The following is an 18,487-nucleotide window of genomic DNA, read 5'->3' on the forward strand; positions in this document are numbered from 1 at the left end:
CGTCAAGCTGAGCTGACCGGACACACACCGAGCCGCCACCCCACCAGGGGTGGCGGCTCAATGGCCTTTCCCGTCAGGTGGGGCGGCGGAAGTCGGCGACGTCGAGGAGCCGGTCGAAGCCGGCCGACACGTAGGTTGCCACGGCGCCGGTGTTGCTGCTCGGGGTGCACACCGTCGCGGTGGAGGAGCCCATCTGTCGCAGCGCGGCGGCTGCGGCGACGGTGATGGCGCGGCCGTATCCGTGGCCGCGGTGGTCGTGATGCACACCCATCGGTTCGAGCAGGCCCGGTCGGTCAGGTCCCGGGACAGTGGGGTCCACGGTTCGTCGGCCACCCAGCCGCTACGACGGAGAAGGTCCTGAAAGGCGGCGCCGGAACGGGCCTCGACGATCTGGGTGACGCCGGGCAGCGCGGTCAGCAACCCGGCGGCGAACGCGGCGTCGTCGTCGACGGCCGGGGTGATGCCCATGCGGATCAGCCCGTCGTCGGCCATGCCGGCGGCCAGGATCTGCCCGTCACGGGTCCACACCCGGACGGCCTCGGCCAGCTCCCGTGTGCCGAAACGCCAGTGCCAGCCGAGGTCGCCGGGGTGGAGCCAAGCCGTGACATCAGGAGGGGATCGTCCCCGGCCCGGATCGCCGCTCACCACAGTGGCCCGCAGGCCTGTTGCCGGACGGCCGGTGCCCGGCGCGGGTGCGTGACCCGCGCCAGGAGACAGCCGGACTACCGCGGGAATCGGTAATACAGATGTGTCACGCCGTCACCGGGCGTGATTCGAGTTGGTTCCAGTTCCTTCCAGCCGGTACCGATGTGGTCCCAGAGCCGGACCCCCGCTCCGAGCAGCACCGGTACCTGATGCAGATGCAATTCGTCCAGCAGGCCGGCGGCGATCGCCTGCTGGACGATGCTCGCACCGCCCGACACGAACACGTCACGTTCGCCGGCCGCGTCCGCGGCCTGCTCGACCGCGGACTCCAGTCCCTCGGTGACGAACGTGAAGGTGGTGCCCACCCGGTGCAGCGGCTCACGTTTGCGATGGGTGACCACGAACACCGGGGCGTGAAACGGCGGCTCCTCACCCCAGGGTTCTTCGCCGAAGTCGAACATCGAACGGCCCATCACGTAGGCGCCCGTGCCGGCGAACTCCTCGGCGACCAGGTCCGACGAGACCGAGGTCCGGCCACCGGTCATGCCCTGCCGTTCACGCCAGGCGGCCAGCTCGAACACCCAGTCGTGCACCCGGTTGTGCACGGGGAACCACTGCTCGGGATCACTGGCGCCGACGAACCCGTCGACTGAGATCGACATGGCGGCGACGACGTTGCTCATCGGCTCTCCCCGATCAGGTGGTGCAGGTGGACGACACCGGAGTCGAACGTGCGCGAGGCGGCCAAGGACATGTCGACGCGCTTGCCTTCGCGCGGAAACAACCGTGTCCCGCTCCCGAGAGCGATGGGGAACACCAACAGCTTCTTGCGGTACGTCACGTCGCTCCTCTTGCTCGTGATCAGTGACAGCGACAACTTTCGGTCAGCGGATGACCACCTTCAAGATCGGTTATGGGTACGGTCGTTGCGCCGGATGCAACGACGGAGGACGGATGCTGGAACGTTCCGAGACCGAGGTGCTGATCACCCTGGCCAAGGAGTTGCACTTCGGTCGCACCGCCGATCACTTGCGGTTGACCACCGGCCAGGTCAGCCGCATCGTGCAACGTATGGAGCGGCGCATCGGGACGGCTCTGTTCACCCGCACCAGCCGCATCGTCGCCCTCACCCCGATCGGCGCCACCCTGGTGGAGGAACTCGCACCCCACATCGAAGGCATCGACGCCGCCGTGCGGCGAGCGGTCGAGGCCGGGCGAGGGGTGACGGGAACGCTGCGGACCGCGTTCCTCGGTGCCGCCGCCGGCCAACTGCTGCTCAAGGCAGTCGCCCTTTTCGGTGTCCGCCACTCCGACTGCGAAGTTCACATCCACGAGGCGCAGGTGCACGACGCCTACGACCGCCTCCTCACCGGGGCGGTGGACGTCCTGATCGCCGTCCTGCCGGCGCATGGGGTGCAGGTAGGGCCGGTGTTGTTGTCCGAATCGCAGTTACTGGCCGTTCCCCGTCGCCACAGCCTCGCCACTCGGTCCGAGGTGACACGGGAAGTGCTCGCCGACCACCCGGTCGTTCAAATGCCGGACACGATGCCCAAGGCGACCCGGCACTACCGCATTCCGCCCATGACCCCCAGCGGACGTCCCGTGTCGCAGGGCCCGGCCGCCAACACCTTCCCCGAGATCCTCGCCCTGGTCGCGGCAGGGAAGGGTGTGTTCCCGGTCGGGGCGCACGCAGCCCGTTTCTACCCCCGGCCCGATATCGCCTACATCCCGATGCCCGATGCGCCGCCCGTGCAATGGGCTCCCGTGTGGCTCAAGGCCAACGAAACCGGCATTGTCCGCGCCTTCATCGGCTGCGCGACGGAGGCGGCAGAAGAATAGAACCGGCGTCGATGCTGCGACCGTCCAATACCGATGAGCCGGAAAAATTCGCCGGCCTTTGCAAATCATGATCATTTCGTACGGTCGGCAGCACCTGGCGGTGCCGGCCCGTTCGACGACCGGGCGCCGCCGGGACCATCCGCGCCACACCGGCGTCGTTCCGGGCGCTCAGCCGATGACGGTGACGGACAGGGCCGTCATCTCGGCGACGACATCGGCGCGCACCCCGATCACGATGTCGCTGCCGTCCATCCTCACCTCGTGACCGGTGACCGCGGTTCCCGTCGTCTCGTTCCAGACCGTGACACAGGGACGTCCACCGAGCGTCGCCGGATTCCGGAAACGGAACTCGACGAGACCGTCGGTCACCCGAATGCCGTGGCCGGTGGGGATCAGCACCGAGAACCTCAGCACCGGCGCCGGTCCGATGACCTCGATCTCTTGAGACATGACCCGAGTCTGCCCGCTTTCCCGGCGGCACGTAAGCAGAACCGGCTGCCGGCTCAGTCGATGCGCTGACAGATCGGGATTCGCAAACCGCGGCCGGGATGACCGATGGACTTTCGGCCCGCGAGCAGCGGGCTGACGGCCCTCGTCCGGCGTGGCACGGTGACGGTTGGGTAGAGGAGTGCACCGGTGATCCGATTCGAGGAGTGGCCGTGTTCACCACCGTCGAGACACTCGCAGAGCAACCTTTCCTGGCCGGGCTGACCGAACATCAACTGAGCCTGCTGGCCCCGCTGACCAGCCGCTCGATGTTCCACGCCGGCAACCGGATCTTCCGGGAGGGAACCCCGGCCGACCAGTTCTGGCTGCTCACCTCCGGCCACGTCTATCTCGACAGCGAGGTGCCCGGGTACGACAACTTCGTCCTGGAGAAGCTGCGTTCTCCGGCGGTCCTCGGTTGTTCGTGGCTGTTCCCGCCGTACCGGTGGCAGTTCGGCGCCGTCTCGGTCGACACGACGCACGCGCTGACGTTCAACGGTCCGCTGGTTCGTGCGCTGTTGCAGAGCGACCCCGGACTGGGTCACGAGCTCACCACCCGGTTCCTGCAGGTGATGGGCGACCGGTTGCAGTCGGCCCGCCGGCGGCTGGCCGACTGTCAGCGCGCGACGGGACATCGCACCAACCTGTGACGTGACCGCTCATCGCAATCGGTCTGGAAGCAGCAGCAGGACCGACAGCACCAGCGGGATCCCGAGCCCGACCATGTTGCCGATCGCATGCCAGGTCGTGAAGACGCCCAGGTGCAGGGCGTGCCACAGGAAGTGCTCGACGTTGAAGATCAGCCAAGCGCCGCCGGTGACACGCAGCAGGGCGAACGTCGGCCGGCGGAAGGCGAGCACGCTCAGCACCGCCAGCGCCAGGTAGAGACCGCCGACATCGCGGACGAGGTGCTCGTTGTAGGGCCCGAGCCGGGACACCCAGCCCCAGCCCGGCGCCGGGAAATCGTGGTGGAACGACAGCGGGAACGCCGCCGCCCAAACGCCGACGACGATGGCCACGACGGCCAGCACGAGAACGCAGATCCGCTTCCTGCCCAGAGTCATACCCATCCGACGATCACGGCCGGCCGGATGTGACAGGCCTTCACGCCGGCAAAGATCTCAGAGCCAAAACAGACTGGCGCCGCAAGCCGGATGGGCCATCCGCGTACGGAATCCTCGGCATCGATGCAGGTAGAGTGGCCGCAGCAATCGGCGCCGGTCAAGTTCATCGTGACCGGCCGTCTCACCGCGGGGGTCGGATGAGTGTCGGTGACTGGCGTTCGGCGCCGCTCGGCCGGGCGACCCTGGTCGTCCTCGAGGCTGGACCCCGGCCCTTGGAGGCCGTGCTCACCACCGGCGAACTCGACCGCCTGCGGCCGGTCCTGGAGACGACCGCCGACGCGGCCCGTGAGGGCGAGTTCAGCAGGATCCGTCTGCGGGACGCCGCCCGCGCCGCCATCGGCCGCGACCCGTTCAGCCAGGCCGCCGCGGAGCGGGACGCCGACGAGCGCTGGCGTCCGGCCCTGATGTTCGGCCTCGGGCTGACCATGGTCCTCAGCACGGAGCGCCCGCTCTGGATTCGCGTTGTCGGCGGCCTGTTCCTGGCCGGTGCCGTGGTCGACCTGGTTCGGCTGCTTCGCCACCTGCGCCGCCGCCGCGCATTCCGCAACGCCCGCTGACTTCGGGGCGCCGCCCTGGGCCGCCCGCGGGCAGCCGGACACGCTGGCGGTCCGCAACCGTCACGGCCACGGCGGTTCCTTGGGCGGTGGTAGGGAGGAGTAGCGGGCGAACCGGCTGTTGAAGTGGGCCAGATAGTAAATTTTGTCGCCACGTTCGAGCTCCAGCGGTGGCGGGTCGGCGACTGTGCCGCCGTCGACGTTGTCGAAGCGGACCTGCAACCGGGGCCTGTTCCAACGGTGGGCGTACTCCTGAGCCTGCTCGGGACCGTCCCACAGCGCGCCGAACCGGCGGTTGCCGCTCGGCTCCCATGGCCGGGTCAGGGCGATGTAGACGGCCGGGCTGTGGACCGGCCGTACGCGAAAGTTCGTCAGGCCGCGCAGTTCGATGATGATGTGGATCAGGCGGTGTCCCGGTCCACGATGACGGCCGACGACGTTCACGCGGCGGTAGGAGTCGTCGAAGCCGGTGCGCAGCACCCACAGCCGCGCGCCGGGACCGAATCGGCGCAGGCCGGATCGGATCCGCAGGCCGCCGTCGCCGGTATTCGTCTCAGCGGCGACGTTCGCCACGACGCACCAGGTGAGTGGTTCCACGGAACGATGATCATCGCACGTGGCGGCGCAGGCAAACCCTTTGTGGTGTCGTTGAGCCACCCCCGGGGCGCCGGTACAGTGACGTGATGGTCGCGGCCCTGCTTCCGTTCCGTACCATCGACAGCCTTCTGCGGCCGAACCTGGAACCTGCCGCCGGCCTGTATGTCATCCGCGACGCGGACGAGTGGTCCCGGCAATGGGCGGCATCGCCCTCTGAACAGCTCTCCGTGCCGCCGGTGCCGGCAGTGGACTGGCAGACCGAGATGTGCGTCGCCATCGCGCTGGGAGGATGTCCGAGCAGCGGATACAGCGTTCTGATCGATGGGATCGTGGTCGAGGATCACGGGTTGACGGTCGTGGCGTGGGAGATCCGGCCTGGCCCCACCTGCGGGACGACCTGTGCCATCACCTATCCGTTCCACGTGGTGGCGGCACCTGCCCACCCCGCCACGCCCACGCTCTACCGACAGATCGCCTACCAGGACTGCGAGGCGAGCGGGGCCGTGGTTGACCAGGGTGGCCGTGACCGGCCGGGCGCCACCGCCCGGCGCGATCGCCGGTGTCGTCACGTCGGTGAGGAACAGCTCCGCTCGCGAACCGTTCCACATCCGGGGCGCGGCCGCGCTCACCGGGGTGGACGGGAGCGCGAGCACCGGTAGCAGGACCAGGACAGTCACGGCGAGGACCGTCCACGGTCCGCGGGACCGGACGTTTGACACCCCCACGCGCACACCCCCTGAGCAGCGCCTTTGCCGCCGAGGGGAGTCTAACGGGGTGAAAAGCCACAAATAGGAACGTTCGCCGTTCATTATCTCGAAACCTTGCCGAAAACCTTTTCATAAGTCAGGGTGGACACCCATAGATGGCAGGCTATTCGTTGCCGACTGCGGGCCCCCACTCGCGGACGCCTGCAGCCACCGTGACCAGGCGACCGCGCCGAAACGGCCGAAACGCCGCGCGTCACCATCCCCATCGATTGGTGGTGTCACAGAATGCAGCTTCCCCGTGCGCGAACATGGCGACCCTGGCTGGTCGTCCTGCTCGCCATCACGCTGCTCACCGGCGTATCCCTCGCGCCGCGGCTCGTCACGCCGGCGGCCGCGGCCGCCAAGACCGTCTACATCCCCGCCCGCTGGACCCAGACCGGCGAGGTCCCCTGGACCGCCAACCGCAGCCGTGAGTCCACCAACTTCATCCTGCTCTGGGGCGAGAAGTCCGGCACCAACCCGGTGGCGGCGCCGTCCCCCTACAACTTCGACCCCGCCAACATCATCAGCCAGCTCGAAAACCTCTACAGCTTCTACGTGAACACCATGCAGTTCACGCCGGAGACCGGGCTGCTGGCCCAACACAAGATCATCGTCATCATCACCAACACCTGGAACCGCACCGAACTCAACGCCTGGGCGACCGGTGGCAGCGTCGACGGGCGCGTGGGCGTCATCAATCTCGCTCCCGGCGCGGCTCTGCCCGGCTCCTGGGGCGTCGCGCACGAACTCGCCCACGTCTTCCAGAACTACACGTTCCTGGGCCGCTCCGGTTACGGCTTCACCGACGCGTCGGCCGGCACGTTCTGGGAGACCAGCGCCGAGTTCATGGCCATGCAGGCGCTGCCCACGACGGCGGCCGGTGACCTGACCCGCTGGCTGCGTTCGGAGAACCTGTACTACTCGTCGAGCCGGCATCACTACGGCAACTGGATGCTCGCTCAGTACATCAAGGACCGCGACGGGCTCGCCATGTTCAACCGCATGTGGAACGAGGCCCGCAGCACCGAGCACCCACTCGAGGTGTACCGCCGCATCACCGGCATCACCCAGGCCGAACTCAACCGGCGTCTCGGTGAGTACGCCACCCGGACGGTCACGTACGACTTCGGCAACCGGTCGACATTGATGCCGTTCATCAACAACGTGTACGGCGCCGGGTTCCTCAACGCGTACAACGGCGGCAACGTCGAGGCGGTCAACGCGGGTCTGGGGCACTACCGGATCAACAGTCGCGTCGCGCCGTCCGACTACGGCTTCAACAAGATCAAGCTGGTGCCGTCAACTGACGGTGGACTGGTCAAGGTGCGGCTCAAGGGGCACGCCGAGACCGGCGCCACCGGCTGGACGTTCGGGCTGGTCGCCGTCCGCAACGGCACACCGCGCTACTCGCCGCTGTTCACCGGCACCGACGGCCAGATCGACTTCCAGCTCCAGACCGGCGAAACCGACGTCTGGCTGGTCGTCACCGGCACACCCGGCGCGGTCCCGCACTACGGCTTCCTGGACGGGTACACCAAGGCGCGCCGGTTCCCGTACGAGTTCCGCGTCTCCGGAGCCACGCCGTCCGGTTTCGAGCCCGGCCACGTGAAGCCGAACCCGACCGGCGGCGGCCGCTGGCACCCCAACGGCGGCGGCTGGGTCGCGGCGAACGCCAGCGTGGCGGCCACCGCGTACGTCGGGCCCAAGGCCGCCGTGATGGGTGGCACGGTCACCGGCAACGCCCGGATCGAGGGCCTCGGCTGGGTCAACGGCGGCACCGTCGGCGGCAACGCGGTGGTCAAGGACAACGCCCTCATCCAGGGCGGCGCCAACCTGTCCGGCAGCGTCGTCGTCGGTGGCGACGCGGAGATCGCCTTCGCCTGCTCGTCCGGCACGTACCTGCTGTTCAACCCGGACCGCCGATGCGACGGCGCCGGCGGCGAGACCGACATCAACCCGGCCTTCACCGCCTTCCCCAGCGCCGACCTGGCGATCAACGGCGCCACCACACCACCGCCGGCCACGGACAACAAGGCCCGCGCCGCGACCGCGTCGGCCTCCTACACCTCGCCGTGGGAATCGGTGAACGCCATCAACGACGGCCTCGAACCGGCCTCCTCCAACGACACCGTCAACCCGCGGTGGGGCACCTGGCCGGAAACCGGCCAGCAGTGGGCCGAGCTGACCTGGCCGAGCGCCACCACCCTGAACCGGGCCCAGGTCTACCTGTTCGACGACGCCGGCGGCGTGCGAACGCCCGCCTCCTGGAAACTTCAGTACTGGACCGGCAGCGCCTACACCGACGTGCCCGGCGCCGGCGGCTACCCGGTCAACGCCAACACCTACAACACCGTCACGTTCACCGCGGTCAGCACGACCCGGCTCCGTGTCGTCATGCAGGCGAGCGGCACCGCGTCGGTCGGCCTCCTCGAGGTGCGGGCCTACTCCTCGTAGAACCTGCCCGACCCGGACGGGCTGCTCACCGCTCAGGCCGCGCGGCGAGCAGCCCCGCCGGATCCTTTTCTCAAGGGCGATTGTGTACGAACCAGGCGTCACCGGCGGGCAAGGCGACGGCGACCTCCCAACGGGTGAGCTGCAGGTCCGGGGCGAGCGCCAGAAGCTGGCCGGCCGCGGCCCACGCCTCATCACCCGGAGCCGGGCGACGACCCACCTGAAACTGGAGCATGGTGCCCCACGACGCGACCAGACGGGCGTCCCAGCGATGACGCCACTGCGCCAGCACCTCACCGAGCTTGTGCTGGTCCTCGCGGGTGAGCGCGCCGTAGAAGTCCACCCAGTACGCCGAGGCACGGACGTCGCCGGCCGGCAGCAACATGAGCAGCACACTGTCCGGCGTGTACCAGTAGTCGGTCTGCGTGACGAGCCGAACCCGGTCGAGCACACGTGCGTGCAGGCCGGCGTCCGTGAGCAGCCGGTCGTACAGGGCCCGCTCCAGCGCCGGAAGCGAAGTGGGCAACGGTACGCCGGACGCCAGGGCCGTCAGGTCGACGCCGGTCATGCCACGGGCGTAGTTCTCGACCTCACCGTGGCCGACCTCGTCGTCCTCCCGGAAGTGACGGTAGCGGAGCCAGGGCTCGGACGACTCGGCCGCCGTGGCGAACGCGTGCACCTCCGAATCCGGCGGCGGTTCGGACGGCTCCCGCACCGTGTCGTCGAAGTCGTCGGTGACCAGGACGGCCTGGTACCCGATGATCGGTGCCAGTGCGTCGGCGGCCTGCCAGGCCTCGTACAGATGATGGGGGTCGACGTCGGAGACCAGGACGGTGCCCGACGGGCCGTGCCCGATCGGCAGGCCGGCCAGCGGTGTGCCGGCGAAGGCGGCTTCCAACTGATCGAGGTCGTAGCGCACGGTGACAGTGTCCCCGATCATCGGCGCGCCGTGGGGGTGGCCGGCCCCCAGCGCGATTGTCAGGGGCGGAGGGCGGCGAAGAGAAGGCGGTCACGCTTCTCGCCCCGGATGTGCAGGTAGTCGCGAAGGTGGCCCTCGTACTCCATGCCGATCTTTTCCAGGACGCGCCGGGAGGCGATGTTGGCGGGATCGCAGGTGGCGGCGACCCGGTGCAGTTCCGCCTGTTCGAAGGCGTAGGCGAGCACAGCCGCGGCGGCCTCGGTGGCGTAACCCTGACCCCAGGCGGACCTGGCCAGGACGTAGCCGAACTCGCCGCGGCGGTGGGCGGCGGCGGTGACCCGCAGTTCGACGGCGCCGATCAGGGTGCCCGAGCGTTCGACGGCGAACGGGTGGACACCGTCCGGCGGGCGCACCGCCGACGAGACGAAGTTCTCCGTGTCAGCGGGGCTGTTCGGGCCCCAGTCCATGTAACGGACCACCTCGGGGTCTCCGGCGTAGGAGTGGACCGCCGGGACGTCCTCGAGGCGGAAGGGCCGCAGGTGGAGACGCGGGGTCCACAGTTCGCTCACCCGGTCACCCTATCGATCTTCGGTCGCCGGGTTCTCGCACGGCGAAGAACCCTTCGGGATGAGGCCGAGCGAGTGCCCGAGTGGGGCACCGGTGGGCCGTGACCTGGAGGTGCCCGATGGCGTTCGATGACAAGGTCGACAACAAGGCCGAGGAGATCGGCGGCAAGGTCAAGGAAGGCGTCGGCAAGGCCACCGGCGACGAGCGCCTGGAAGGCGAGGGTAAGGCCGACCAGGCCGGCGCGAACCTCAAGCAGGCCGGCGAGAAGATCAAAGACGCTTTCAAATCCTGACCATTCACCGTACGGGCGGGCTGTGGCGATCTCGGCCGTGGCCCGTCTGCCGTTCCCCAGGACAGAAACGACGGCGCGGAGACGCCAGCCTCGGCCGCGGGCGCCCGCTACCATCGCCCGGAAACACGCCGGACACCGGAGGAAACGTATGGCGGCGTTGATGACAGTGGGACAGGTGCGGGACCGGGCGATGGAGCTCGGCATCGCGGTTGGTCCGGCCGAGGACGACCTGCGCGATCAGCCGTTGTCCTACTACGGCGAGGACGTCGCCGGTGCGCTCATCGACATGTTGGAGGGATGGGGCGCCGGTGTTCGGATACACCCGAAAGTGGATGGTCTCCTGGAGGGCTACCGGGACCTGTTCGACCGGTTCGCTGCCAGCAGCGGAGGCGCGGTGACCATCACCGACGTGGAGCTCCTCGACGGAGCCGACGGTGAGCGCATCCGGATGCTGGTCAACGGCGACGAACTCGTCTGGCACCTGGAGCACCAGTCCGACCGGTACATCGACACGCTGATGGTCTTCGAGATCGCCGATCGGCTGACGCCGCGCGACGACACGGACCCGCGGGTCTTCGTCGAGGTTCACGACGCCGACGAGCAGTCCGGGTACGTCTTCGCCGATCCGGCGGCCCTGTCGATCCTGATCCGGGAGCTCGGCATCGAGCAGGCCTGACCGGACCGGCCCCCTCGAGGCCATGCGCGCGGTGACTCCGCGCGCATGCCCCTCTGCCGTCCCGGGCCGGTGGGGCGGGCGGCACGTGACAGGGTGGGTGGATGGAGATCTGGATCAACCCTGAGTGCTCGAAATGTCAGTCCCCCTTTCGATTCTTGATGCGAGAACAGCGACACCTTCGCCACCACGGTCAGCGTGGCCGACCTGGCCGCCCGCGGGATCACCGGCACGGTCTACTACGGCTACCGCGCCTGGGGCCCCGACTGGACCTACGCCGCAGGCTGGACGAAGGGCTCGACCGCCGGATTCGTCTCCGATTGGGGTTGAACCGATTGCCGGCCGAGTCGACTGTCGACTCGGCCGGCAATCGGTTCAACCCCAACAAGCTGCTCATCGACCCGTACGCCAGGGAGATCAGCCACGACCCGCTCACCCCGAGCCGGACCAGCGCGGACGGATACCGCTCCGGCGCCGGCCGCGCCGCACCACCCGCCGGCAAGCAGTGGTACCGGGTCACCGACACCTCCACCTGGGCCGAAGGACCCGGCCAGGTGGCCGGCCCCGGCGCGGAGGCCCTCATTGGGGGCCTCCACCGCGTACGTGCTGCGCGCCCGGGCCGTGCTCCTGCTCGTCGCCGACGGCGGCGAGCCTCCGCGCCGACATCCAGGAATGTGTCGTACCCCGGCGGTAGGTTGCGCCGCGTGGAACACACCGGGACATCGAACGCCGTTGCGTCGGAGGACGTCTTCGTCCTGCCGGGCGCCTGGCTGAAGCACCTGCATCCGCGTCGCGGCGGCGCCGCGACGCTGCCATACGTGGCCGATCCGCAGGCACGTGCCAAGATCGACTCGATCCTTGCCGAGCGACACCACGACGTGGCACGGATTCTCGCCGCGGCCTCCACTCCGGAGGCCATCCGGGCGGCGGCCGCCCGGTGGCTGGCCGGGGCCGCCGAGCCCCTGGGAGCGGCCGCGGTCGCCATGGTCATCCGGGCGGACGGGGCGACCCTGGCAGACGCGTGGATCGATCAGCACGGGCTCCGGTTCGCGGCGCTCGCCGCGGCCGAGATGCCGACGCTGCTGCTCGCCGACGACGAGCTGCCACCCGGCTGGCACAACGCCCCCATGGCCGAACCCGGGATCCGGCGCCGGCAGCCCGGCGACAGCCCCCACGAACCGCCGACGGGCCTGAGGCAGCTGTTGAGAGTCCGAGCCGCGCTCGCGTCCACGCCGGAGGAGGAGTTCGACCAGATCGTCGCCGCGCTGACCGGCCACCGTGCGGGACCGGAACACGCCCGGGCCGCGACTTCGGTGCTGGTTCCGCGAGCCGACTGGGTGGAGCAGGACGTCACCGACACGCTGTCCGCTGATGATCGCTACAGGTCCGGGATGTTGCTCTACTCGGTGACGACCGCGGCGCAAGCCGGAGCGCTCGCCCGCATGGTCGACCTCATCGAGGCCGCCGCCGACGACCTGGTGATCACCCTCGCCGACGGTGTGGGCCCGGCCATCGCGCCCGTCCTGTTCTACTGGATCGACGAGGAAGACACGAACTACCTCTCCAGCGGCGCCGTGCCGCGTCTGCTCTCGACGCTGGCCGCACTGCCCGGCGACGACGCCATGCGCGGCCTGCTGTCCCGCTCCGGCCGCCGCAGTGTCAAGGCGGCCCTGGTGAAGTCGGCCGAGCGATTCCCGGCACGGGCCATGCGCATCCTCGCCGAGGCCGGCGGCGAGATGCTCCGCGTACACGTGAACAACCACCTCGACCTGGTCGACCAGGTCCTTCCGCTACTCAGCCCGGAGGCGGCCGGCCGGGTGCGGGCCGCGGCGGTCCGCAACGACGTGGCGACGGCTCCGGCGTCCGCGGTGCCGCCCGTGCTGGCCGACCCGCCCTGGCAGAACCGCACGAAGGCCGCCAAGCCACCCGTCGTCTCCGGCCTCACCTGCACCGACGCGGCGCGGGCGCACTGGCTTGCGGGCGAACGGCAGGACTGGGCGGAACGGGCCGACTGGTACCGGAACGAGCCCACCACCGATTGGCACGCCCTCGCCGAGGAGGTGATCAACGGAACCCGCCGCTGGTCGGATGAGCCCGGCCGGTTCTTCACCCAGGCACCGGAAGACGTGGTGCGCGCGGCGCTCACCCGGTGGAAACCGCGCGCCGACTACTACTCGTACCGGTGGCTCGCGGTCACCGCGGCCAGGTTCGGCACCGACCTGCTGCCCGCTCTGCTGACCGTCGCCCGGGCGTCACCCGCCGACCACGGCCCACTGCTCATGCCGTTCACCTCACCCGAAGTGGCGGCACAGATGGCGGACTGGTCGGCGCGGCTCAAGTCGATGCGCCGCATCACCCGGCAGTGGCTGCTGCGGCATCCGGCGGCTGCCGCCCGCGCCCTCATCCCGGCCGCCCTGGGCAGGGCCGGCAACGCCCGCCGCCAGGCCGAGCGTGCCCTGCTCGTCCTGCACGACCACGGCCACACCGCGCTGATCCGGGAAGCCGCCGCCGGATACGGTCCGGAGGCCGCCGCCGGAGTGGAGACGCTGTTCACCGCCGACCCGCTGATGGCCCTTCCGAGCCGGATGCCGACGCCGCCGCCGTGGGCGGCGCCCGGTGTGCTCCCGCCGGTGCGGCTGCGTGACGGCTCCGGCGCCCTGCCCGCCGAAGCCGCCGCCACCATCGTCCTGATGCTGATGATCTCCCGCACCGACGACCCGTACGCCGGCCTCGACCTGGTCCGGCAGGCCGTCGAACCGGCCGACCTCGCCGAGTTCGGCTGGGCGCTGTTCGAACAGTGGCAGGCCGCCGGAGGCATCGCCAAGGGCAGCTGGGTGCTCGACGCGGTCGCGCTGACCGGCAACGACGAGATCGCCGCCCGGCTCGCCCCGCTGATCGTCTCGTGGCCCGGCGAGGGACGCAGCGCCGCCGCGGTCGCCGGGTTGTCCGTGCTGGTCGGCATGGGTACCGACGCGGCACTACTGCACCTGCACCGCATCTCGCAGAAAGCCAAGTCCACGCCGCTGCGCCGCGCCGCCGCCGACCGGATCACCGAGGTCGCCGAGACACTCGGGCTCACCGCCGAGCAGCTGGCCGACCGGCTGGTGCCCGACTTCGGGCTGGACGCCGACGGCAGCCTGCGGCTGGACTACGGGCCGCGGCAGTTCGTGGTCGGTTTCGACGAGCAACTGCGGCCGTTCGTCGTCGGCGCGGACGGCAAGCGGCTCAAGGCGCTGCCCAGACCGGGCGCCCGGGACGACGCGGAGCTCGCCGAGGCCGCCTACCGGAGGTTCACCGCGTTGAAGCGGGACGTCCGCAAGATCTCCACCGAGCAGGTCAAGCGGCTCGAGCAGGCCATGGTCATCGGCCGGCGCTGGACAGGGGCGGAGTTCCGGCGGCTGTTCGTCGAGCACCCGCTCATGTGGCACATCGGGCGGCGGCTCGTCTGGGCCCATTTCGGCGACGACGGCGCCGTGGTGGGCGCGCTGCGGATCGCCGAGGACCGCAGCCTCGCCGACGTCGAGGACGAACCCGTCGACCTGGGTGAGGGCGACGTGGTCGGCGTCGCTCATCCGGTCCAGCTGGCCGCGGACACGCCCCGGTGGGCGGAGGTGTTCGCCGACTACCAGATTCTGCAACCGTTTCCCCAGCTCGGGCGGCCGGTGTACACGCTCACCGAGAAGGAGACGGCCACCGGGCGACTGGAGCGTTTCGAAGGCGTGACCGTGGCGACCACCAAGGTGATCATGCTGGACCGGCGTGGCTGGAGCCGCCAGGAAGCGGCGAACGCCGGAATCCAGCCGGGCTTCGACCGGCCGGCCGGCCCGGGGCAGGTCCTGTCCGTCCATCTCGATCCGGGAATCGTCGGCCAGGTCGGCTTCGACGCCGAACAGAAGCTGGTCGCGGTCTACCTGCACGACGGCAGCGCCCACGCGTGGGGCCTCACCGACGAACAGACACTGCCCCTGAGCGGCCTGGATCCCGTCACCGCGTCGGAGGTGCTGCGCGACCTGACCGACGTCACCACCTGACCGCGACCGGCTCGCCGGCGGGTGACAGTGGCGTGGCCGGTCCCTTCCACCCGCCGGCGCCGGCGACGGCCTCGTTGCCGATCTTGGGATTCGGTAGCGTGTGCCGCCATGAAACGCCGGCATCGCCTCATCGCCACTGATGCCGCCACCGGACCGATCGGCCGGCCGACGACGGTGGAACGGGTCGTGCTGCTGTCCCTCGCGGCCGCGTCGGCTGCGATCTGGGCGGTCGGCGTGACCGTGCTACAGCCGCTGAGTGAACCGGCCGGGCCGGGCGCCAGCGGTGAGAACAACACCTACTGGGCCCGTGAGCTGCGCTACGGCGCGCTGCTCGCCCTGATCCTGGTGTTGATCGTGACCGCCCGCGGCGACCGCCGGGCCACCCGCACGGTGTGCCTCGGCGGTCTCCTGTGGCTGGGAGCCGACCTCGCCCTGGACCGGATCGACCAGATCTCCGCCAGTGTCCCGCTCGCGGCCGGCGCGGCCCTGATGGCGATGGTCGGCTGCCTGGCCGTGTGGACGGTCCCGGGTCTGCCCCGCCCGGCGACACTGCTCACCGTGGGGACCGTTGCCGCGGTAGCAGCCGGGTTCGTGACGATCACCGAGTCACCCACCGACACCGAAGCCGCTCTCCACCTGGGTAGCGCGGCGGTCGGCTCCCTACTGGCCCTGATCGCGGTCGCCGCCGGAGTTCGCGCGGCCGGGATGTCGTGCGGAGCGCGCCGACCGACCATGCTCTCGGCGGGCCTCCTCGTGGCGCTGACGCCGGCACTGCTGCGATACCTGTCCCCGCAGCCGTCCGGGTGGCGGGTCCTCGGCGCCTTCGCGATCACGGCGCTGCTGGTGGGCATCATGTCCGCACTCGCCGCCGGAGAAGGCGGCTACCCGGTGGGGGTGGCCGTCCTGTCCGCGGTCCTGCTCCCCGTGATGTGGTTTCCGCTCGTGCTGGCGAGCGTCATCCTGCACCTCGGCGCGCCGTTCACCATGCTGGCCGCCAACCCACCGGTCAACGCCGCCGACGAGGACGTCCTCCTCGTCCTCCTGGCCATCCCGATCGGCCTGATCCTCGGCCGTGTCATCCGGGCCTTCGTTTCCCTGCGCCCCGCCGACGACCCGGTGTAGCGGCCGTCCGCACAGCCGGCGTCCCTTCTCGTCCGGCACGCGATGCCGGAGATCGATCCGGCCGTTCCGGCGCAACAGTGGCGGCTGAGCGCGGACGGCAGGGCCGCCGCCCGGGACCTGGCTCCGCTGATTCCGCCGACCGCCAGTCAGTCCTACGCGGTGGCGGAGAGGCTGACGAAAGCGGTCAGCGGCAGCAGCAGGAAGACGCCGGGGATCACGGCGCTGCGCCAGGTGCGAGTGGTCAGCCGGGCCACGGTCTCCGCCAGGAAAAGGACCACCAGCACCGACGCGGCGGCCAGACCCACCGGGCGGCGGACCGTGCCGACCAGCAGGCACACCGCGGCGCCCAGCTGGACCGCCGCGAACGGGCGCCACAGCCACTCCGGGTAGCCGTAGCGGCCGGGGACGTCCAGCTCCTTCACGTAGTCGGCCGGCATCCGCAGCTGCACCGACGCCTGCCAGATGAGGAACAGGCCGGCGAGCACGGGCAGCAGTAGTAGGTGTCCGTCGGTCACCCGGACACCCTACGTGCCGGTGATCAGGAGAGGTCGGCGGACTCACCCAGGGCGATCCGGGCGTACGTCGTCTCGCTCTTGAAATCCATCCAGGCGTCGAAGTTGGCGAAACCGATGTCGGTGGACAGCATCCGGTCATGGATCGGGAAGGCACGCAGCGGGGCGATCGCCCGGGTCATCTCGATGGCCTCGCGGTGCTTCGCCCACGGCGCCGCGGCCGGCACCAGCAGGGTGGTGACGGGCGTTTCCGGTACGAAGTACGAGTCGCCGGGGTGGTAGACGCCGTCCACGACGTAGCCGAGGTTGGCGCACCCGGGCAGTCCGTCGATGATCTCGGCGTGCTGCCCGCCGACCGCGGTCACCCGGAAGCCGGCGGCCTTGAACTCGTCGCCGGCGCCGACCACCGTGACGGTGGGCAGCAGCGCCCGCACCGGCTCCGGCGCGAAGATCTGCAGTTGACGTGATGCCGTCAACTCGTTGATGCGTTCGGCGTCAACATGGTCGTCATGTTCATGGGTGATCAATATGTCGGTGACCCCGTCGAACGCCGCCGCCTCGGTCCACACACCCGGATCGATCAACAGACGACGATCGCCGTTCTCGATCCGGACACAGGCGTGGGTGAATTTGGTCAGTCGCATCGCCTCACCCTAGTAGTGCTCTGTCGTGTGTACTCGGAAGTCTTTCATCGATCGGATTGAGGACATGCCGATGTCGACCGACCCGCTTCGTATGCTGTCCGCGGGTGCATTCCTCCATGGCACAGCGATTTCGCAGAGCATGACAGCGGTCAATCCGCCGGGTGGTCCAGAGCTGCGGCGTGGCCCGGTTGGGTGCCTGACCGCCTGCAGGGGAAGGGCCGGATCTCGCGGTGTTCGCCTGCATCGGGCACAACACCGGTGTCAGGCCCTTCCCTGTCCGCTGTCGGCGACCATTCGGACCTCGCCTCGCTTGTGAGTGAGTCACCGGACGGGCGCTGGCGAGTTCACGTAGCAGCGTGGTGGTTCGTCGCTGCTCGATTGGATCGCCGAACGGGGCCGCGGCGAACTCGGTGATGCCGGTGCCCTCGAGACGCCGGACGGCACGCGCCACCGTCTCCTCGTCGCCGACGATCGCGACGTCGGCGGGGCCGGTCACGCCCTCGCGGTCGAGGACCGCACGGTACTCGGGCACCTGGCCGGCCATGCCGAAACGCTCCGTGATGCGGGAGCGTGCGCCGGCCTCGTCGCCGGTGACACAGACCGGCAGGCCCGCGACGATGCGCGGGGGCGCGGGGGCCGCTTCGCGGATCAGGGGTACGACGTGCGACTCCAGTGTCCGGGGACCGGTCATCCACGTGATCGCGCCGTCGGTGGACGATCCGGCCAGGCGCAGCATCGCCGGGCCGAGGGCGGCCAGCAGGACCGGTGGGGGTGCGGTTGCCGGCAGTTCGACCGTACCGATGCTGGTCAGAAATCGACCGGTGTGGGTGACCGGCTCGCCGCGCAGGAGCGGCAGCAGGATGGATAGGTATTCGCGCAGGTAGCGGACGGGTTGCTCGGTGGGGAGGCCGAACATGCCGGCGGTCATCGCGCCGATGCCGAGGGTGAGGCGGTTGCCGGTGGCGGCCTGGACGGAGAGCGCTTGCCCGGCCAGCAGTAACGGATGTCGTTGCCGGACCGGGACGACCGCGGTGCCGAGACGGATGCCGGGCGCGTGGGCACCGGCGACGACGAGAGCGGTGAGGGCGTCCCAGCCGAGGGCCTGCGCCGCCCACACGCCGAGGCCGTCGGCGGCGGTGACCTGGTCTTTCAGGTCGGCGGCGCTCGCCGGGCCCCGGACGTCGCCGATCACGATGCTGATGTCCATGCGTGTTCTCCTCGCAGGGTGGCAGCACGATCCGGCGCCACCGGATCGTTCGGCCGCCGGGTCATGGTTCCGGAG

The 18,487-nt window shown here is 70.0% G+C and carries 21 protein-coding genes; 10 read left to right on the plus strand and 11 right to left on the minus strand.

What is annotated here, in order from left to right:
* Nucleotides 1-73: 73 nt before the first annotated feature.
* The 3 genes from IEZ13_RS46905 to IEZ13_RS29080 form a co-directional block, all read right to left on the minus strand.
* Nucleotides 74-271, minus strand: coding sequence for a GNAT family N-acetyltransferase (locus IEZ13_RS46905; RefSeq protein WP_203833940.1), 198 nt, complete (start codon nucleotides 269-271; stop codon nucleotides 74-76).
* A gap of 451 nt (nucleotides 272-722) precedes the next feature.
* Complete coding sequence (locus tag IEZ13_RS29075; protein ID WP_183224450.1) at nucleotides 723-1,328, minus strand: dihydrofolate reductase family protein; 606 nt, start codon at nucleotides 1,326-1,328, stop codon at nucleotides 723-725.
* Nucleotides 1,325-1,486 carry a dihydrofolate reductase family protein gene (locus IEZ13_RS29080; RefSeq protein ID WP_183224452.1) on the minus strand — a complete coding sequence of 54 codons (162 nt, stop codon included), beginning with the start codon at nucleotides 1,484-1,486 and terminating at the stop codon, nucleotides 1,325-1,327. Before IEZ13_RS29080 ends, IEZ13_RS29075 begins: the two co-directional genes overlap by 4 nt.
* A gap of 50 nt (nucleotides 1,487-1,536) precedes the next feature.
* On the opposite strand from IEZ13_RS29080, the gene IEZ13_RS29085 reads away from it, so the two are divergent.
* Nucleotides 1,537-2,484: a LysR family transcriptional regulator gene (locus IEZ13_RS29085; protein ID WP_229795170.1), complete on the plus strand. Its 948-nt coding sequence runs from the start codon at nucleotides 1,537-1,539 to the stop codon at nucleotides 2,482-2,484.
* Nucleotides 2,485-2,652: 168 nt separating this feature from the next.
* Here IEZ13_RS29085 and IEZ13_RS29090 read toward each other — a convergent pair whose 3' ends face one another.
* Complete coding sequence (locus IEZ13_RS29090; protein WP_183224454.1) at nucleotides 2,653-2,934, minus strand: hypothetical protein; 282 nt, start codon at nucleotides 2,932-2,934, stop codon at nucleotides 2,653-2,655.
* Nucleotides 2,935-3,143: 209 nt separating this feature from the next.
* Between IEZ13_RS29090 and IEZ13_RS29095 the strand changes: the two genes are divergently transcribed.
* Nucleotides 3,144-3,620 carry a Crp/Fnr family transcriptional regulator gene (locus IEZ13_RS29095; RefSeq protein WP_183224456.1) on the plus strand — a complete coding sequence of 159 codons (477 nt, stop codon included), beginning with the start codon at nucleotides 3,144-3,146 and terminating at the stop codon, nucleotides 3,618-3,620.
* A gap of 9 nt (nucleotides 3,621-3,629) precedes the next feature.
* Here IEZ13_RS29095 and IEZ13_RS29100 read toward each other — a convergent pair whose 3' ends face one another.
* Nucleotides 3,630-4,034 (minus strand): hypothetical protein, encoded by a 405-nt coding sequence (locus IEZ13_RS29100; protein ID WP_183224459.1) that lies wholly within the window; start codon nucleotides 4,032-4,034, stop codon nucleotides 3,630-3,632.
* Nucleotides 4,035-4,231: 197 nt separating this feature from the next.
* Between IEZ13_RS29100 and IEZ13_RS29105 the strand changes: the two genes are divergently transcribed.
* On the plus strand, nucleotides 4,232-4,651 hold the full coding sequence (locus IEZ13_RS29105; protein WP_183224461.1) for a hypothetical protein: 420 nt from the start codon (nucleotides 4,232-4,234) through the stop codon (nucleotides 4,649-4,651).
* 60 nt (nucleotides 4,652-4,711) lie between these two features.
* Here IEZ13_RS29105 and IEZ13_RS29110 read toward each other — a convergent pair whose 3' ends face one another.
* Nucleotides 4,712-5,245, minus strand: a complete 534-nt coding sequence (locus IEZ13_RS29110; protein WP_183224463.1) for a hypothetical protein — start codon at nucleotides 5,243-5,245, stop codon at nucleotides 4,712-4,714.
* A gap of 86 nt (nucleotides 5,246-5,331) precedes the next feature.
* Between IEZ13_RS29110 and IEZ13_RS29115 the strand changes: the two genes are divergently transcribed.
* Nucleotides 5,332-5,904 (plus strand): protease complex subunit PrcB family protein, encoded by a 573-nt coding sequence (locus tag IEZ13_RS29115; RefSeq protein WP_183224465.1) that lies wholly within the window; start codon nucleotides 5,332-5,334, stop codon nucleotides 5,902-5,904.
* A gap of 333 nt (nucleotides 5,905-6,237) precedes the next feature.
* Entirely contained in the window at nucleotides 6,238-8,448 is a 2,211-nt protein-coding gene (locus IEZ13_RS29120; RefSeq protein ID WP_203833941.1) for a DUF6055 domain-containing protein, read from the plus strand.
* A gap of 70 nt (nucleotides 8,449-8,518) precedes the next feature.
* Here IEZ13_RS29120 and IEZ13_RS29130 read toward each other — a convergent pair whose 3' ends face one another.
* Both IEZ13_RS29130 and IEZ13_RS29135 read right to left on the minus strand, forming a co-directional pair.
* Nucleotides 8,519-9,385 carry a DUF4253 domain-containing protein gene (locus tag IEZ13_RS29130; protein ID WP_183224469.1) on the minus strand — a complete coding sequence of 289 codons (867 nt, stop codon included), beginning with the start codon at nucleotides 9,383-9,385 and terminating at the stop codon, nucleotides 8,519-8,521.
* A 38-nt stretch (nucleotides 9,386-9,423) separates the two neighbouring features.
* Nucleotides 9,424-9,933 carry a GNAT family N-acetyltransferase gene (locus tag IEZ13_RS29135; RefSeq protein WP_183224471.1) on the minus strand — a complete coding sequence of 170 codons (510 nt, stop codon included), beginning with the start codon at nucleotides 9,931-9,933 and terminating at the stop codon, nucleotides 9,424-9,426.
* Between the two features lie 116 nt (nucleotides 9,934-10,049).
* On the opposite strand from IEZ13_RS29135, the gene IEZ13_RS29140 reads away from it, so the two are divergent.
* The 5 genes from IEZ13_RS29140 (at nucleotide 10,050) to IEZ13_RS29155 (ending at nucleotide 16,049) form a co-directional block, all read left to right on the plus strand.
* On the plus strand, nucleotides 10,050-10,223 hold the full coding sequence (locus tag IEZ13_RS29140; protein ID WP_183224473.1) for a CsbD family protein: 174 nt from the start codon (nucleotides 10,050-10,052) through the stop codon (nucleotides 10,221-10,223).
* 160 nt (nucleotides 10,224-10,383) lie between these two features.
* Nucleotides 10,384-10,899: a hypothetical protein gene (locus IEZ13_RS29145; RefSeq protein WP_183224475.1), complete on the plus strand. Its 516-nt coding sequence runs from the start codon at nucleotides 10,384-10,386 to the stop codon at nucleotides 10,897-10,899.
* Nucleotides 10,900-11,094: 195 nt separating this feature from the next.
* The gene (locus IEZ13_RS47595; RefSeq protein ID WP_260179454.1) at nucleotides 11,095-11,226 is read left to right on the plus strand and encodes a hypothetical protein; all 132 of its coding nucleotides are present in this window, start codon (nucleotides 11,095-11,097) and stop codon (nucleotides 11,224-11,226) included.
* A 5-nt stretch (nucleotides 11,227-11,231) separates the two neighbouring features.
* On the plus strand, nucleotides 11,232-14,927 hold the full coding sequence (locus tag IEZ13_RS29150; RefSeq protein WP_229795172.1) for a DUF4132 domain-containing protein: 3,696 nt from the start codon (nucleotides 11,232-11,234) through the stop codon (nucleotides 14,925-14,927).
* Nucleotides 14,928-15,035: 108 nt separating this feature from the next.
* A complete protein-coding gene (locus IEZ13_RS29155) occupies nucleotides 15,036-16,049 on the plus strand; it encodes a hypothetical protein (protein ID WP_183224477.1) in 1,014 nt (337 codons plus the stop codon).
* Nucleotides 16,050-16,201: 152 nt separating this feature from the next.
* Here the strand turns inward: IEZ13_RS29155 and IEZ13_RS29160 are convergent, their stop codons facing one another.
* Genes IEZ13_RS29160 through IEZ13_RS29170 form a run of 3 tightly spaced genes read right to left on the minus strand, consistent with a single transcriptional unit; the run spans nucleotide 16,202 to nucleotide 18,412 of the window.
* Nucleotides 16,202-16,564: a DoxX family protein gene (locus IEZ13_RS29160; protein ID WP_183224479.1), complete on the minus strand. Its 363-nt coding sequence runs from the start codon at nucleotides 16,562-16,564 to the stop codon at nucleotides 16,202-16,204.
* Between the two features lie 23 nt (nucleotides 16,565-16,587).
* The gene (locus IEZ13_RS29165) at nucleotides 16,588-17,205 is read right to left on the minus strand and encodes an MBL fold metallo-hydrolase (RefSeq protein ID WP_183224481.1); all 618 of its coding nucleotides are present in this window, start codon (nucleotides 17,203-17,205) and stop codon (nucleotides 16,588-16,590) included.
* A gap of 4 nt (nucleotides 17,206-17,209) precedes the next feature.
* On the minus strand, nucleotides 17,210-18,412 hold the full coding sequence (locus IEZ13_RS29170) for a TIGR03564 family F420-dependent LLM class oxidoreductase (protein WP_183224483.1): 1,203 nt from the start codon (nucleotides 18,410-18,412) through the stop codon (nucleotides 17,210-17,212).
* Nucleotides 18,413-18,487 lie beyond the last annotated feature (75 nt).

It is taken from the genome of Actinoplanes campanulatus, from assembly GCF_014647795.1.
GTDB lineage: Bacteria > Actinomycetota > Actinomycetes > Mycobacteriales > Micromonosporaceae > Actinoplanes > Actinoplanes campanulatus.